Genomic DNA, 15,649 nt, shown 5'->3' with positions numbered 1-15,649 from the left:
CAGTGGCGTGCGCGTGTGCCTGTCGAAACCGTTGTCGACTGTGTGTAACCGCGCGTGACAACGTGCAGAATGCGACACCGCAGCAGTGTCCGTCCCGGATCCATCGCCGCACCACTGAAGCTGCTGTATACGCCACGGGCAGTCGTTGTCTGCACCAATTGACGTCCTTTGTTTCAGCGTGGCGGCACCACGGCTCACGAACGGCCCACCGCACTGCGTGTGACGGGCGATGCCTTGCCGTACTGCTTTACGATCGCGTCAGGTCAGGCAGGCGATGCAGCGATGGTCGATATCGTACTGGTGGAGGATGACGAGCGTCTGGGCAGGCTGGTGAGCGGCTATCTGGCCAGACACGGCTATGACGTACTGCATGAACTCACTGGCGAGCGTGCCGTGGAGCGGATTCCTGCGCTGGATCCGGCCGTGGTGCTGCTCGACGTGACCCTGCCGGGCATCGATTGCTTTGCGGTGTGCGCAGCGCTGCGTCCCCGCTATCCCGGCGTGATATGCATGCTGAGCGCCCGTACCGATGATATCGATCAGGTCCTGGGGCTTGAGCTGGGTGCCGACGATTACATCGGCAAGCCGATCGAGCCGCGCGTGCTGCTGGCACGTATCCGCGCGCATCTGCGTCGCGACAGCGGCCAACGACAGACCCGGCCGACGCTGTGCTTCGGGCAGCTGCGCATCGAGCGCGATATCCGCGAGGTGACCCTGCAGTCCAAACGCATCGAATTGACGACGGCCGAATTCGATCTGCTGCTGTGCCTGGCCGAGAGCGCCGGAACGATACTCAGCCGGGACGATCTGTTGCGCGACCTGCGCGGCATCGGATTCGACGGACTGGATCGCTCGATCGATGCCCGCATCTCACGGTTGCGCCGCAAGCTCGGCGACCTTGGCGAGGTGCCGGATCGCATCAAAACGATCCGCAGCAAGGGCTATCTGTTCAACCGGGCCGGGTGGGACTGACCCGATGGCGTCCTCTGGTACGGCCATTCACCACGCCGGGCATTTCCGCCTCTTCCTGCGCTATTGCCTGGGCTTCGTACTGGCCTACCTCATCCTTATCGGCTCCGGACTGTACCTATGGGCCGCGCTCACCGAGCAGGGCGAAGACCAGCAGATCCGCACACAGCTGCAAGGCATCCATCATCTCCTGCAGGCTCGCTATGCCGATACCCCGCAGGCGCAGTGGCCGCAACTGACCCGGCTGCTGCAGACGCAGTTCGCCTACCCAGTGCGGGTGATACCAATGGCCGAGGCACCGCACACGCTCTATCCCCAATCGCTGCAACATCTCGAACAGGGGGGACTCGTGGTGACCGACGATGCCCATTTCAGCTATCAGCGGCTGCCTGGCTCGAGCGAGGTGCTGGTGCTGGGCGATTTCTCCAAACCCGACAAGGCCGATGTCGCCTGGTACGACAGCCCGAGCGTGGACACGCTGGTCATGGTCGGCATTTTCGTCATCGCCATCGCACTGCCGCTCTATTTTCTGGTGTATCGGCTCTGGCGTGATGTCTATGCGCTGGGCCACATGGCGCTGGCGATACAGCAGGGCGACCTCGCCGTCGGTGCACCGGCGGTCGGCACGCACCTGGTGCGACCCCTGCGCGAAGCGTTGTCCAGGATGGCCACCCAACTGCAGGACGTCATGGAAGGGCAGCGGATCCTGTCCCAGGCGGTTGCGCACGAAACCCGCACCCCGCTGGCGCGGATGCGTTTCGCACTGGCCATGATGCAGGTAGGTGACGAGGACCCGGAAGGCACTGAGCTGCTCGAAGGTCTGAAAGCCGATGTCACCCGGTTGGAACAACTTGCCTCGGCTGGCGTGACCTATGCGCAGTTCGGGCGCAGCCTGCGGATCAGCACCCAACGGTTGGAGGTTGCCGAGGTGTTCGACGCGCTCGACCAGCGTCTTCCGCCCGGCGGCAGGGTGCGGCGTCTGCGCTTCCTGCCCTCGCATCAACGCACCCTCGTCGCCAACCGCGATGCGCTGCTGCTGGCACTGGGCAACCTGATCGGCAACGCGTGCCGCCATGCGGCCAGCGAGGTGGTGGTAAGCGCATCCACGGTCGAGCAATGGGTGGTCATCGCCGTGGACGATGACGGACCTGGCGTCGCCCCGGCAGACCGCGAACGCATTTTCCAGCCGTACGTGCAGCTGCAGCGGCACCCCGATGGCTTCGGACTGGGGCTGGCCCTGGTCCATATCATCGCCATCAAACACGGTGGCCGCGCGGACGTCTGCGACTCGGTTCTCGGCGGTGCAAGGTTCCGGCTGTTGCTGCCAGATGCCTGACGCGCTTCCGCCGGCGCTCAGCGCGTGGCCGGCAGCGAGAACACGAACAACGCCCCTTCCCGGCTCTCCAGCAGACGGATGTCACGGGCGTGCAGCTGCAGGATGCGATGCACGATCAGCAGGCCCAGCCCGCCGCTGTCCGGCCGCTGGCTACCCAGCGCCGGCATGGCGGTGAACAATGTGTCGCGCCGCTCCGGGGCGATGCCCGGCCCACTGTCGGCGATGCCGATCTGCACCTCGCCACTGGCCGCGTGCAGCGTCACCGCGATACGGCCACCTTCGGGCGTGTGGCGGATGGCGTTGTCGAGCAGGTTGGTCAGCACCCGCTCGATCAACGCCAGATCCGCAACCACCGGCGGCAACCCAGGCGGAATGTCGGCACTCAACGTCTGCCGGCGCGACTGCGCGGCCAGCTCGAACTTCTGGAACACGTCCTGCACGAGATCGGGCAGCGAGAAGGTCTGGCGGTCCAGCACCACGCCGCCGTGTTCAAGGCGAGCCAGCTCGAACAGTGCCTGGGCAAGCCGGCCAACCTTGTGGCTCTGCGACAGGGCAATGGACAGATAGCGCTGGCGCTCGTCGGCGCTGAGCGTGGCGTCCTTGAGCGCCAGGGTTTCCAGGTAGCCGTGCAGCGACGACAGCGGCGTGCGCAGATCGTGCGAGATGTTGGCGACCAGTTCGCGCCGTTGCAGATCCTGCTGGCGCAACTGTTGCCACTGCTCGCCCAGGCGCTGGGCCATGTGCCCGAAGCTGTGCTGCAGGATCGCCAGTTCGTCGCGCTCGCCGGGACGCACCGGTGCCGGTGGCGGCGCGGCGTCCGGGGTAGCGCTATCCACATCGAAGGACTGGATGCGCCGGGTCAGCTGGCGCAACGGGCGGGTCACCCAGCGGAACGCGACCAGACCAGCCAGCAGCCCCACCATGGCGACGATCGCCAGCGACCACAACGTGGTGCGCAGCGTACTGTTGGCCGCGATATTGGCGGCGAGCGCTTCGCGCTGCTCGCCGACCAGCACCACGTAGATGTACCCGGCCTGCCGGCCTTGCACCCACAGCGGCGCCGCGTTGAACACCTTGCGGCCGGTCGCACTACGCGGGTCGTCGCCGAGGATCGGCAGTGGCTCATCGCGCAGCAGCGCCTGCACCGGGGCCAGATCGACCTGGGCCCGTTTGAGATGCCCCTCCGGCGCGTCGTGCCCAAGGATGCGGCCCTGGTCGTCGAGCAGGTACACCTCCACGCTCGGGTTGACCGCCATCAGCTTGCCGAACAGCGCACGCACTTCGCCATTGCGCATGCCGCGGCCATCCATCAGCTCGCCACTACGCGCGATGTGCTCGGCCAGCCCGCGCGAGAGACGCTGCACGGTTTCCTGCTCATGCACGGTGGTGCTGCGCATCTGGATCCACAGCAGCGCACCGCCGCACAGCAACAGCAATGCGAAGAAGACGGCCGACAAGCGCTGGGACAACGTGAGCCGGATCATGCGCCTGCCCCTTCGTTGCCATCGACCAGTTTGTAGCCGCGCCCCCATACTGTCTGGATACGCTGCGGGTTGGCCGCATCGCGCTCGATCTTGTTGCGCAGCCGGTTGATGTGGGTGTTGACGGTGTGCTCGTAGCCGTCGTGCTGGTAACCCCAGACCTGGTTGAGCAGGTCCATCCGCGAATAGACCTGGTCCGGATGACGGGCGAAGAAGTACAGCAGGTCGAACTCGCGTGGGGTCAGTTCCAGCGGTCGTCCCTCCACCATCGCCGTGCGGGCGACCGGGTCGATGCGCAGCCCGGCCACCTCGATCTCGCCGGCATCGATGCGTGCGTTCTGGGCCATGGCCTCGACACGGCGCAGCAGCGCCTTCACGCGTGCCACCAGCTCCAGCATCGAGAAGGGCTTGGCCAGGTAATCGTCCGCACCCAGTTCCAGACCGAGAATGCGGTGCACTTCACTGGCGCGCGCACTGGTGATGATGATCGGGGTGTAGCGCGTCATCGCGCGGGCACGCTTGCAGATCTCCAGGCCGTCCACGCCGGGCAGCATCAGGTCCAGCACCAGTGCGCTCCACGGTTGCGCCTCCAGCAGGGCCAGGCCCTCGTCGCCGGTGGCGGCGTGGGTGACCTCATAGCCTTCATCGCGCAGGTGCATGCGCAGCAGATTGGCGATGTGGACATCGTCTTCGACGATCAGGACACGCTTGGCACTGCTCATCGGCTCAGGGGGCGGCAGGAGGGCATGGCGGCATTGTCGACGGATCGCGACCTGAATGTGTCACGGAAAATTTAACCCTGCGTGAGGATTCGTTGACCGGGCCGGGCGCAGCATGGCCGCATCGTCCCCGTGCCCGGAGATCGGTCATGCGCTTCACACGTCGCAAAGTGCTTGGAATGGGTGGCATGACGGCCGCCGCCGGTCTGTTTGGCCTGACTGCCTGCAGCAACCCTGCCCCGGCGGCGCCCGCCGCCCCCGCACGCTCGTTCGAGGTCATGCGCAGCGATGCGCAGTGGCGCGAACAGCTCACGCCTGCCCAGTACAGCGTGCTGCGTCGGCAGAGCACGGAGCGTCCGTTCAGCAGCCCCCTCAACAAAGAGCATCGGCGTGGCACCTTCAGCTGTGCCGGCTGCGCGCTGCCGTTGTTCTCCTCCTCCACCAAGTTCGACAGCGGCACCGGTTGGCCCAGCTTCTGGGCGCCGCTGCACGATGCCGTCGGCGAAGACCGCGATACCACCCTGGGCATGGTCCGTGTCGAAGCGCACTGCCGGCGCTGCGGCGGCCATCTCGGCCACGTGTTCGATGACGGCCCGCGCCCCACCGGCCTGCGCTACTGCATGAACGGCGTGGCCATGACTTTCGTCGCGGCCTGAGCGCCGCACTCCCCTGCGTCATAGAAGGACCTCTCCATGCTTCTGCTCGTGCTGGCCTACCTCGGTGGCGTGCTCACCATCCTCAGCCCCTGCATCCTGCCGGTGCTGCCGTTCGTGTTCGCCCGCTCGGACCGCCCGTTCCTGCGCAGTGGCCTGCCGCTGCTGATCGGCATGGCCTTGATGTTCGCCGTGGTCGCCAGCCTGGCGGCGGTGAGCAGCCAATGGGTGGCGCAGGCCAACCAGATCGGGCGCTGGATCGCGCTGGTGGTGATGGCGGTGTTCGCACTCGCACTGCTGTGGCCGGCGCTGGCCGACCGCCTGCTGTCGCCGTTCCAGCGGCTGGGCGCGCGGCTGAGCGCCACGGCCGATGCGGCCAGTGACGCGGGGCGCGGGGGGGTGGGCACCTCGCTGCTGATCGGCATCGCCACCGGCCTGCTGTGGGCGCCGTGCGCGGGGCCGATCCTCGGCCTGATCCTCACCGGCGCGGCGCTGCAGGGCGCCAGCGTCGGCACCAGCGGGCTGCTGCTGGCCTATGCACTGGGCGCGGCCACCTCGCTGGCCCTGGCGATCTGGATCGGCGGGCGTGTGTTCGCCGCGCTCAAGCGCCGCCTTGGCGTGGGCGAGTGGGTGCGCCGCGGGCTCGGCATCGCCGCGTTGCTGGCGGTGGTCGCCATCGCGATGGGCTGGGATACCGGCGTGCTGACCCGGCTGTCCACGGTCAGCACCGCCAAGCTGGAGCAGGGCCTGCTCGACGTGCTGCCAGGGCAGCAGCCCGTTGCCGGCGCGGCGATGATGAGCACCGCCGGTGCCCCCGGGCAACCGCTGCCGGTGGAGGGTACCCTGCCCTCGCTGGCCGGTGCGACCGGCTGGCTCAACAGCCCGCCATTGGATGCACCGGCGCTGCGCGGCAAGGTGGTGCTGGTCGATTTCTGGACCTACTCCTGCATCAACTGCCTGCGCGCGATGCCCTACGTGCGTGAGTGGGCCGAGCGCTATCGCGACCACGGGCTGGTGGTGATCGGCGTGCACGCGCCGGAGTTCGCCTTCGAGCGCAATCTGACCAACGTGCAGCGGGCGGTGAAGGACCTGAAGGTCACCTACCCGGTCGCGATCGACAACGACTTCGCCATCTGGCGCGGCTTCAACAACAAGTACTGGCCGGCGCATTACTTCATCGATGCGCAGGGCCGGATCCGCGCGCATCACTTCGGCGAGGGCAACTACGCGCAGTCCGAGCAGATCATCCGCCAGCTGCTGCGCGAGGCCGGCAACACCCTGCCCGGTGACGATGCACCGGTCGCGATGACGCTGGACGGCGTGGCGCGCCAGGCCGACATGAGCAACCTCAAATCACCGGAGACCTACCTCGGCCATGCGCGTGCCGAGAACTTCGCCTCGCCCGGTGGCCAACGCCAGGACCAGCCTGCCGACTACACCGTGCCTGCCACGCTTCTACACAACCAGTGGGCCTTGGCCGGACGCTGGACCGTGGGCAACGAAGACGCCCGGCTGGAGACACGCGGCGGCCGTATCGCCTTCCGCTTCCATGCACGTGACCTGCACCTGGTGCTGGCACCGGGCGAGGACGGCAAGCCGGTCCGGTTCCGCGTGCGCATCGACGGGCAGGCACCCGGCGCTGCGGCTGGTGGAGACATCTCCGCCGACGGCGAGGGCCGCGTGGATGAAAACCGTCTGTATCAGCTGATCCGCCAGTCCGGCGCCGTGCAGGAGCGCACCTTCGAGATCGAGTTCCTCGATCCCGGCGTGCACGCCTACGCCTTTACGTTTGGGTGAGGAGCTATCGCATGAAGATCGCAGTCGACAAACTCGTTGCAGGCGGCATCGCTGTCGCCATCGCCGCACTCACCGCCAGCGTGGTGGTGGTCGGCCTTGATCGGCCGGCACATGCTGCCGCCGCCACGACCATGGTCGTGCCTGCGCCTACCGGCAAGGCAGACCTGCGCCAACCCGGCGTGAAGCGCGCCCAGGTGGTGTTCGCCGGTGGCTGCTTCTGGGGCGTGCAGGGCGTGTTCCAGCACATCAAGGGCGTGGACAACGCGCTCTCCGGCTACATCGGCGGCAGTGCGGCGAATGCCACTTACCCGCGCGTCGGCGGCGGTGGTACCGGCCATGCCGAGGCGGTGCAGGTCACCTACGATCCGGCGCAGGTCAGCTATGGCCAGCTGATGCAGGTGTTCTTCTCGGTGGCGCATGATCCGACCCAGCTCAACCGGCAAGGCCCGGACCGTGGCACGCAGTACCGCTCGGCGGTCTATGCCGACGACGCGGCGCAGCGCGATGCCACCCGCGCCTATATCGCCCAGCTGCAGCAGGCCAGGACCTACGCCGCGCCGGTGGTGACCCAGGTCGATGGTGGCAAGCCGTTCTTCGCCGCCGAGGGGTATCACCAGAACTACCTCACGCTGCATCCGGAATCGCTGTACATCCGGATCAACGACCTGCCCAAGGTGGCCGCACTGAAGCAGCAGTATCCGGCCCTGTACCGCGAGCAGCCGCGCCTGGTGAGTACCTCCATTTCGGCGCGCTGATCACGCGGGGAACAAAAAGAAAAGACGCACGGCACACATCGCTCTGCCGTGCGCGAGGGAAGTCATCACGGCCATGGTAGGCTGCGTCCTGAGGCGGGTACAGATGCAGATGACTGGCATCCGCACGGTTACAGATGCCCGTGGATGCACAGACCGATGGCGAGCAACCTCTATCAATCCCTGGCCGATGAAATGGCCGATGCGATCCGCAGCGGACGGCTGCCGGTGGGCACCCGCCTGCCCTCGCTGCGCGGCCTGGCGACGCAGCGCAGCCTCAGCCTCAACACGGTGATCGCCGCCTATCGGCAGCTGGAGGATGCCGGGCTGGTGCTGCCGCGGCCGAAGGCCGGCTTCGTGGTCAGCCCACGCCTGCCCGAACCGACACAGTCGCTGCGGCAGGCACCCTCACCACCGACCGCACCCGCGCAGCACGCGATGATGGCGCGCGTGCTGGCCGCACAGCAGCAAGCGGACATCGTCGATCTGGCGTTCGCCGGCCCGCGTGGCAAGCGTTTCTATCCCGGTGCGCAGCTGGCACGCACCACCGCGCAGGTACTGCGCCGGGCCGCCACCACGGTGGAGACCTACGCACGTCCCAACGGTGCGGCACGGCTGCTGACCCAGATCGTGCAGCGTGGGCCACGGCTGGGGCTGCACACCACCACGGACCGGCTGGTGCTCACGCATGGCGCGATGGAAGCCCTGCAGCTGGCGTTGCGCGTGGTGACCCAACCCGGCGATGCGGTGGCGATCGAAGCGCCCTCGTATTTCAACATCTACCCGCTGCTGCGCAGCCTGGGCCTGCGCGCGATCGAGCTACCCACCCATCCGCGCGACGGACTCGATCTGGACGCACTGGAAGCGCTGCTCGCCGCCGGCGGCATCGCCGCGATCATGGCGATGCCGACCGTGCACAATCCACTCGGCGGCAGCATGCCGGTGCCGAACAAGCAGCGCCTGGCCGCGCTGGTGAACCACTACCAGGTGCCGTTGATCGAAGACGCGGTCTACGCCGAACTGCAGTTCAAGGAACCGCTGGAGCCGTTGGCCAAGAGCTTTGACCGCGATGGCTGGATCATGGTCTGCAGCGGCTTCTCCAAGACGCTGGCACCGGACTACCGCATCGGCTGGCTCGACGGTGGCCGCTTCGCCGCCGATATCCAGCTGCTGAAGTTCCACTCCTCCGGTGCCGAATCACGCCTGCTCGGCGACGCGGTTGCCGCGTTCCTGGAAGCCGGCAACTACGAGCATCATCTGCGGGGGTTGCGTCGGCTCTACAGCGATCAGGTCAGTCATGTGCGTGGCCTGATCGCGCAGCACTTCCCGACCGGCACGTCGGCCACCCAGCCGACCGGCGGGTTCCTGCTGTGGGTGGAACTGCCTCCCGCGATCGATGTCGGAGAGCTGTTCGAGCAGGCCTTGGCCGAGGGCGTGGTGTTCATGCCCGGCCAGGTGTATTCGCGCGGTGCACGCTACCGGCATTGCCTGCGCCTGTCGTGCTGCCAGGAACTGGACGAGCGCTTCGCCGGCGCGATTGCCACGGTCGGCCGGCTGGCCAGCGCGCTGCAGGTGCGCGCAGGCGGCTGACGCTCAGAACACCAGCCGGTCCGCCAAGCGGGCCGGGTCCGCGCCGGGCGCAAACGGCAGGCGCCCCCAGCACGGCATCGGCAGCCGCGCGGTGAGCAGTGCGACGTTCTCGTCGCGGCGTGCCATGGTCGGATCCACTTCGTTGGCGATCCAGCCGATGCAGCGCGCGCCACGGGCTGCGATCGCCTCGGCGGTCAGCCGCGCATGGTTGAGGCAGCCCAGCCGCAGCCCGACCACCATCACCACCGGCAGCGCCAGCGCGTGCACCAGATCACTCTGGTCCAGCGTGGCCGACAGCGGCGCCAGCCAGCCGCCGACGCCCTCGACCACCACCGTGTCCGCGCTGGCGCGCAGGCGCTCGAAGGCGGCCTCGATCGGCGCCAGCGACAGTTGCACGCCAGCCTGGGCGGCAGCGATCTCCGGCGCCAACGGCTGCTCGAGCGCGAACGGGTTGAGGTCGTCATACGCCGGTGCCGGCACGCTGGCGGCCAGCAGCGCGGTGGCATCCTCGTTGCGCAGGCCCTCGGGTGTGCGCTCGCAGCCACTGGCGACCGGCTTCATGCCCACCGCGGTGCCGCCGTGGCGGCGCAGGGCATGCAACAGCACGCAGCTGCTGAAGGTCTTGCCGATGCCGGTATCGGTGCCGGTGACGAACAGGGCGGCAGGGCGCGGTGCAGGCAGGGACATAGGGACGACCGGGAGCGGAATCGCGCCATTATCCGCCCTCCCGGCAGCGCTGCGGCGCGGGCCGCTGCGTTCCGTCGGCCCCGGGGGCAAGCAACCGCCGCGCTTGGTAGACTGCGGCCATGTTCGATACCTCCACGCTCACCGGCAGCAAGCCGGAACAGTACGGCCAGCTGCTGGCCCAAGCCCGCGCCCTGGTGCATGGCGAGCGCGACCGCATCGCCAATGCGGCCAACCTGTCGGCGCTGGTCTACCACGCCCTGCCGCACCTGAACTGGGTCGGCTTCTACTTCTTCGACGGCAAGGAGCTGGTCGTCGGCCCGTTCCAGGGTCTGCCCGCCTGCGTGCGCATCCCGCTCGGCAAGGGCGTGTGTGGCGCCGCGGCTTCGCAGCGGGTGACCCAGCGCATTGAAGACGTCGATGCGTTCCCGGGTCACATCGCGTGCGACTCGGCCTCGCGCTCGGAACTGGTCGTGCCGCTGGTCCACAACGGCGAGCTGGTCGGCGTGTTCGATCTGGACAGCCCCTCGCTGGCGCGCTTCGATGCCGAGGACCAGGCCGGGCTGGAAGCCATCGCCGCGGTGTTCGTCGAGGCATTGGGATGAGTGGCGTCAAGCTGCGCAACATCGGCCCGAAGAGCGCAGCATGGCTGCGCCAGGTCGGTCTGCGTACGCCGGAAGATCTGGTGGCGGTCGGCGCGGTCGGTGCCTTCGTCAAAGTGCGCCGCGCCGGCTTCAAGCCCAGCTTGAACCTGCTCTACTCGCTGGAAGGTGCGCTGCAGGACTGCCACTGGCAGGAACTGCCGGAGGCGCGCCGCACCGTGCTGGTGGCCGAGTACGAAGCGATCATCGCCGACCAGCCGCTGAAGAAGGCGCCCCCCGCCTCCGGCCCGGTCTACGACCGCACCGTGGAGCATCGCGACGATGACGGCGACGAAGCACCGCCGTTCGAGAGCGACGACGACAACCGTTGACCCGCAGGTACCGACACACCGTCGGTACCCGCGCGCTTCATAGCTGCTGCAGCTCCAGCAGCTCGCCCCACAGCCGCTCATCCTCGCGCTCCACGCGCAGGCGCAGCCGCGTGCCGTGATCGATGCGCAGCGCCCAGCACATCGCCATCGGCAGGCCGCATACCTGCGACAGCACCATCCGCAGCGGTCCGCCATGGCTGACGATCAGGGTCGGGACCGGCTCAGGGTCATCCAGCAACCGATGCAGGCCGCGCGCGATGCGCCGCTCGAAATGGCCCCAGCTTTCGCCATGCGGCGGTGGATTGGCGTGCGGGTCCAGATGGAAGGCTGACAGCGCATCCATCGGTAGCGCCTCCAGCGCGAGCCCGTCCCAGTCGCCGAAATCCAGTTCTTCCCATTCCTCATCGGCCTCCACGTCCACCGCGTGGGGCAAGGCCAATGCCTCGGCGGTCAACAGCGCTCGCTGCCGTGGCGAGGACAGCACACGCTGCCAGGACAGCCCGGCGTAGCGCGCGCACAGGGCCTCGGTCGCACCCTCGTGCAGCGGCGGATCGGTGCGGCCATCAAGATGGTCGTCGCGGCTGGTGCTGGCGTGGCGGATCAGATCGAGAATCATGCCGCGCCCCGTCTGCTGCCCGCTGCGGCCGGCCGGTGCGGGTCACGGGCGTCGGTGCCGGGGTGCTGCAACCACGTTGGGGTCATGGAGATCACATCGAAAAAGCGAGGCGCATTCTAACCGGTGCGCTCCATGGGCCCGGCCGATGGCTTAGACTGCGCCCACTTTCAGGTGACCTGGGGCTGCAATGCCGCCAGGTTGAAACGGGAAGCCGGTGACGCGTCGGGCCCTGTGCCACGCCGCCACTCCGGCGCTGCCCCCGCAACGGTAAGCGTGGAAACACCAGGCAATACGCCACTGTGCTCCGGCATGGGAAGGCGCCTGGCACGATGGCACGGCCATCGACCCGCGAGCCCGGAGACCGGCCTGGAAGACGACTGGTTGCGATGCGGCGGGCATGGCGGCGGCAAGCAGGCGCCTGCGTGCGCCCGCCCACCGTCGAACCTCCCTGCAGCGTGATCATCCCCACCCCTTGCCGCGCGGGCGTGCGCGGTGCATGGAGTCATCGATGAAGCTGCAAACCCGCGTTCTTTCCCTGGCCGTTCTGTCGGCCCTGCCCCTGCTGGCCTCCGCACAGGACGACGCCACCGCGCTGGACCAGGTGCTGGTCACCGCCACGCGCACCCCGATCGCCCTGCAGGACAGCATCTCACCGGCGCAGGTGATCGACCGCGCCGAGATCGAGCGCAGCCAGGCACCGTCGCTGCAGGATCTGCTGCGCGGCCGGGCCGGCATCAACCTCAACAACAGCGGCGGCCTGGGCAAGCAGAGCTCGCTGTTCCTGCGCGGCACCAACTCGGCCCACACCCTGGTGCTGGTCGATGGCGTGCGCATCAACACCGGCGACCTCGGCCTGGCGATGATCCAGGACCTGCCGCTGGCGCAGATCGAACGCATCGAAATCGTGCGTGGCCCGCAGTCCAGCCTGTACGGCGCCGATGCGATCGGTGGCGTGATCCAGATCTTCACCCGCCGCAACGCCGGCCAGTTCGCGCCGCACCTGCAGCTTGGTGGCGGCAGCAACGGCCTGCGCGAGGCCAGCGGTGGCTTCGGCGGCAGCGGGGAGCGTGGCTGGTTCGGCACCGACATCGCCTACCAGCACACCGATGGCATCAACGCCTGCCGCGGCGACGCCGCTACCTTCGCTGGCTGCGGTGCCGATGAGCCCGACCGCGACGGCTACCGCAACCTGTCGATGGGCCTGCGCGGCGGCTATGCGCTGACCGACACGCTGAGCCTGGAAGGCACCGCGCTGCGTGCCGAAGGCGAGAACCACTACGACGGCTACTACAACTACTCCGAGACCCTGCAGCAGGTGCTCGGCGGCAAGGTGCGCTACACGCCGAGCGAGCGCTTCAACCTGACCGTGAACGTCGGCCGCGCCGACAACGAATCGGACAACTACAACGGTGATACCTGGCTGGGCAATGCACAGACCCACCGCGACAGTGCCTCGGTGCAGGCCGACATCGGCATCGCCGATGGCCAGCTGCTGAGCGCCGGCGTGGACTGGAGCCAGGACAACCTCGATGGCAGCAGTGCCGGCTATCTGGTGGACAGCCGCGACAACACCGGCGTGTTCGCGCAGTATCAGGGCCGCTTCGGCGCGCACCACCTGCAGGCCAGCGTGCGCAACGACGACAACGAGCAGTTCGGCAACCACACCACCGGCAGCCTCGGCTGGGGCCTGGAGCTGGGCAGCGGGTTCCGCCTCAACGCCAGCTACGGCACCGCGTTCAAGGCCCCTACCTTCAGCGACCTCTACGATCCGTGGAGCGGCGTGCCGACCCTGGACCCGGAAAAATCCAAGAGCGCGAACATCGGCATCGCCCAGCAGGGTGACGGCTGGCGCTGGGGCCTGGACGTATACGAAACGCGCATCGATGACCTGATCACCTACGACGCAACCACCTTCATGATGTCGCAGGTCGAGAAAGCCCGCATCCGCGGCGCCGAGCTGACCGGTGCGATCACCGTCGCCGGGTTCGACCTCAACGCACAGCTCAGCCACACCGACCCGCGCAACCGCACCGACGGCAGCGCACAGTTCGACAACTGGCTGGCGCGCCGCGCACAGAACACCGCGCGTCTGGACGTCGATCGCCGCTTCGGCGACTTCCGCGCCGGCCTCACCGCCAACGGCGCCGGCAAGCGGTACGACAATGCGGCCAACACCGTGCGCCTGGGCGGCTATGGCACCGTGGATCTGCGCCTGGAATACGCGCTGACCCGTGATTGGTCCGTACTGGGCCGGGTCAGCAACGTGTTCGACCGCGACTACGAAACCGTCGCCTGGTACAACCAGCCCGGCCGCGAGTACCGCCTGAGCGTGCGTTACCAGCCGAAATAAGGGATCTGGACGGCGGCACTGCCGCCGTCCCACCCTCGGCGTGTGCCGACCGTTGGTCGGCACACGCTCGAACGCCTTACAACACCAGCAATTCCCGCAGATCATCCACCACGGCAACCGCCTCGACGTGGTCCAGATCCAGCCCACGCGGATACCCATAGCGCACCAGCGCCACCGGCATGCCTGCGTCCACCGCAGCGCGGTAATCGGTGATCGAATCGCCCACCATCAATGCGGACTCGACGGCCACGTCGAAGTGCGCCGCGATGTGCCGCAACGGCGCACCACTCGGCTTGCGCTCCGGCAGGGAATCCCCACCCAGCACCAGTGCGAACACGTCCTGCAGACCAAAATGCTGCAGCAACGGCGCCACCAGCGCGGACGGCTTGTTGGTGCAGATCGCCAGCGTCACCGAACGTTCGTGCAAGGCGGCCAACGTCTCGCTCACGCCATCGAACAAGCGCGGGCTGCGCAACAGGCACGCTTCGTAGTGCCGCATGAAACCGGGCATCACCTCGTCCAGATCGATATCGCTGCCAGCCGCGGTAAACGCCTGCTCGACGAGCCGCCGCACGCCATCACCGATCCACGTCAACACCGTCGCCTCCGGCACGCGCGGCAACTGCCAGTCCTGCAGCGTGCGGTTCAGCGCTTCGGCGATATCGGCCGCGCTGTCCACCAGCGTGCCATCCAGATCGAACACCACCAACGGATACGGATACGACAAGACGACACTCACTTCAACGACGTGGGAGCCCCATTGTACGGCGGCACCGCCACGGCTCTGCTCATGCGCCGTTGACCCCAGGCACTCAGAGCAGCGCCAGGAACTGCGGGCTGCTGAAACGCTCCACCAGGAAATCCAGGAAGCTGCGCATGATTGTCGGCAGCTGCCGGCGCGAGGCGTACACGGCGTGCAGCCCCAGCGTCTCCACCGTGTAGTCGGGCAGCACGGCCACCAGCTCGCCCGAACGCAGCAGCGGCGCGATCTGGTACATCGGCAACATGGCGATACCCGCCCCGGCGCGTACGGCTTCCAGCAGCAACGATGCTTCGTTGGCGCTGATGTTGCCACCCACCGCCACCGCGATCTGCCGTCCGTCGCGCTGCAGGTGCCACACACTCTTGCCGACGTAGTGGTGGGTCAGGCAGTTATGCGCGGCCAGTGCATCGGCCGTGCCCGGCGCACCGCGCTCGGCCACGTATGACGGCGCCGCACACAACACCGACCGGCACGGCCCAAGATGGCGCGCGATCAGACTCGGGTCGATCGCGCGCGAGATGCGTACGGCGATGTCCACCCGCTCTTCCACCAGATTCACCACCCGATCGACGAGTAGCAGTTCCACCCGCGTCAGCGGATGGCGTTTGACGAACTCGGCCACCGCCGCGGCCAGGTGGAGCTGCCCGAAAGAAACACTCGCAGTCACCCGGATCAGCCCGTGTGGCTCGGGGTTGTCAGTGGCCAGCTCAGCGTGCAGTTCATCGCCGATCGCCAGCATCTGCCGGAAGCGAAGCAGCGCCGCTTCTCCCGGCCCCGTCAGGCTGATCCGGCGCGTGGTCCGGTGCAGCAGACGCGCGCCCAGCCACCGCTCCACCTCGGCCAGATAGCGCGTCACCATCGCCCGCGACATCTCCAGCGCCTCGGCCGCAGCGGTCAGGCTGCCACGCTCGGCCACCTCGACGAACACGTTCATGGCCGTCATCCGGTCCATTTGATCGATCCGTG

15 protein-coding genes and 1 riboswitch are annotated in these 15,649 nt (G+C 67.8%); of the genes, 9 read left to right on the top strand and 6 right to left on the bottom strand.

Annotation, left to right across the window (positions count from 1 at the left end):
* Positions 1 to 282: 282 nt before the first annotated feature.
* Positions 283 to 972 carry a winged helix-turn-helix domain-containing protein gene (locus ACWV8V_RS16070; protein WP_455900214.1) on the top strand — a complete coding sequence of 230 codons (690 nt, stop codon included), beginning with the start codon at positions 283 to 285 and terminating at the stop codon, positions 970 to 972.
* Positions 860 to 2,305, top strand: coding sequence for an ATP-binding protein (locus ACWV8V_RS16065; RefSeq protein ID WP_121042500.1), 1,446 nt, complete (start codon positions 860 to 862; stop codon positions 2,303 to 2,305). The genes ACWV8V_RS16070 and ACWV8V_RS16065 overlap by 113 nt, the downstream gene beginning before the upstream one ends.
* A gap of 17 nt (positions 2,306 to 2,322) precedes the next feature.
* Here the strand turns inward: ACWV8V_RS16065 and ACWV8V_RS16060 are convergent, their stop codons facing one another.
* Together ACWV8V_RS16060 and ACWV8V_RS16055 are read right to left on the bottom strand one after the other, a co-directional pair.
* Positions 2,323 to 3,789, bottom strand: coding sequence for a sensor histidine kinase (locus ACWV8V_RS16060; RefSeq protein WP_346467267.1), 1,467 nt, complete (start codon positions 3,787 to 3,789; stop codon positions 2,323 to 2,325).
* Complete coding sequence (locus ACWV8V_RS16055) at positions 3,786 to 4,508, bottom strand: response regulator transcription factor (RefSeq protein ID WP_346467266.1); 723 nt, start codon at positions 4,506 to 4,508, stop codon at positions 3,786 to 3,788. Before ACWV8V_RS16055 ends, ACWV8V_RS16060 begins: the two co-directional genes overlap by 4 nt.
* Before the next feature lie 146 nt (positions 4,509 to 4,654).
* Here ACWV8V_RS16055 and msrB point away from each other — a divergent pair, with 146 nt between their 5' ends.
* From msrB to ACWV8V_RS16035, 4 genes are all read left to right on the top strand, one after another.
* On the top strand, positions 4,655 to 5,161 hold the full coding sequence (gene msrB, locus ACWV8V_RS16050; protein ID WP_259261736.1) for a peptide-methionine (R)-S-oxide reductase MsrB: 507 nt from the start codon (positions 4,655 to 4,657) through the stop codon (positions 5,159 to 5,161).
* A 36-nt stretch (positions 5,162 to 5,197) separates the two neighbouring features.
* Positions 5,198 to 6,955 (top strand): cytochrome c biogenesis protein DipZ, encoded by a 1,758-nt coding sequence (locus ACWV8V_RS16045; protein ID WP_455900213.1) that lies wholly within the window; start codon positions 5,198 to 5,200, stop codon positions 6,953 to 6,955.
* A gap of 11 nt (positions 6,956 to 6,966) precedes the next feature.
* On the top strand, positions 6,967 to 7,710 hold the full coding sequence (msrA, locus tag ACWV8V_RS16040; RefSeq protein ID WP_455900212.1) for a peptide-methionine (S)-S-oxide reductase MsrA: 744 nt from the start codon (positions 6,967 to 6,969) through the stop codon (positions 7,708 to 7,710).
* 156 nt (positions 7,711 to 7,866) lie between these two features.
* On the top strand, positions 7,867 to 9,297 hold the full coding sequence (locus ACWV8V_RS16035) for an aminotransferase-like domain-containing protein (protein WP_455900211.1): 1,431 nt from the start codon (positions 7,867 to 7,869) through the stop codon (positions 9,295 to 9,297).
* 3 nt (positions 9,298 to 9,300) lie between these two features.
* On the opposite strand, the gene bioD is transcribed toward ACWV8V_RS16035, so the two are convergent.
* Positions 9,301 to 9,984, bottom strand: coding sequence for a dethiobiotin synthase (gene bioD / locus ACWV8V_RS16030; protein ID WP_259261732.1), 684 nt, complete (start codon positions 9,982 to 9,984; stop codon positions 9,301 to 9,303).
* A gap of 119 nt (positions 9,985 to 10,103) precedes the next feature.
* Between bioD and ACWV8V_RS16025 the strand changes: the two genes are divergently transcribed.
* Together ACWV8V_RS16025 and ACWV8V_RS16020 are read left to right on the top strand one after the other, a co-directional pair.
* On the top strand, positions 10,104 to 10,586 hold the full coding sequence (locus ACWV8V_RS16025; RefSeq protein ID WP_455900210.1) for a GAF domain-containing protein: 483 nt from the start codon (positions 10,104 to 10,106) through the stop codon (positions 10,584 to 10,586).
* The gene (locus ACWV8V_RS16020) at positions 10,583 to 10,954 is read left to right on the top strand and encodes a TfoX/Sxy family protein (protein WP_259261730.1); all 372 of its coding nucleotides are present in this window, start codon (positions 10,583 to 10,585) and stop codon (positions 10,952 to 10,954) included. Before ACWV8V_RS16025 ends, ACWV8V_RS16020 begins: the two co-directional genes overlap by 4 nt.
* Before the next feature lie 37 nt (positions 10,955 to 10,991).
* On the opposite strand, the gene ACWV8V_RS16015 is transcribed toward ACWV8V_RS16020, so the two are convergent.
* Positions 10,992 to 11,570: a histidine phosphatase family protein gene (locus tag ACWV8V_RS16015; protein WP_455900209.1), complete on the bottom strand. Its 579-nt coding sequence runs from the start codon at positions 11,568 to 11,570 to the stop codon at positions 10,992 to 10,994.
* A gap of 152 nt (positions 11,571 to 11,722) precedes the next feature.
* Positions 11,723 to 11,954, top strand: a riboswitch (cobalamin riboswitch).
* Positions 11,955 to 12,078: 124 nt separating this feature from the next.
* Here ACWV8V_RS16015 and btuB point away from each other — a divergent pair.
* Complete coding sequence (btuB, locus tag ACWV8V_RS16010) at positions 12,079 to 13,920, top strand: TonB-dependent vitamin B12 receptor (RefSeq protein WP_455900208.1); 1,842 nt, start codon at positions 12,079 to 12,081, stop codon at positions 13,918 to 13,920.
* Between the two features lie 76 nt (positions 13,921 to 13,996).
* Here btuB and gph read toward each other — a convergent pair whose 3' ends face one another.
* Positions 13,997 to 14,647, bottom strand: coding sequence for a phosphoglycolate phosphatase (gene gph, locus ACWV8V_RS16005; protein ID WP_455900207.1), 651 nt, complete (start codon positions 14,645 to 14,647; stop codon positions 13,997 to 13,999).
* A gap of 85 nt (positions 14,648 to 14,732) precedes the next feature.
* Positions 14,733 to 15,635 carry a LysR family transcriptional regulator gene (locus ACWV8V_RS16000; protein WP_121042474.1) on the bottom strand — a complete coding sequence of 301 codons (903 nt, stop codon included), beginning with the start codon at positions 15,633 to 15,635 and terminating at the stop codon, positions 14,733 to 14,735.
* Between the last annotated feature and the right edge of the window lie 14 nt (positions 15,636 to 15,649).

It is taken from the genome of Stenotrophomonas sp. Ker107b (genome assembly GCF_053847245.1).
Note: the sequence above shows the minus strand (reverse complement) of the source record. Positions and strands in the feature narration are given on the sequence as shown.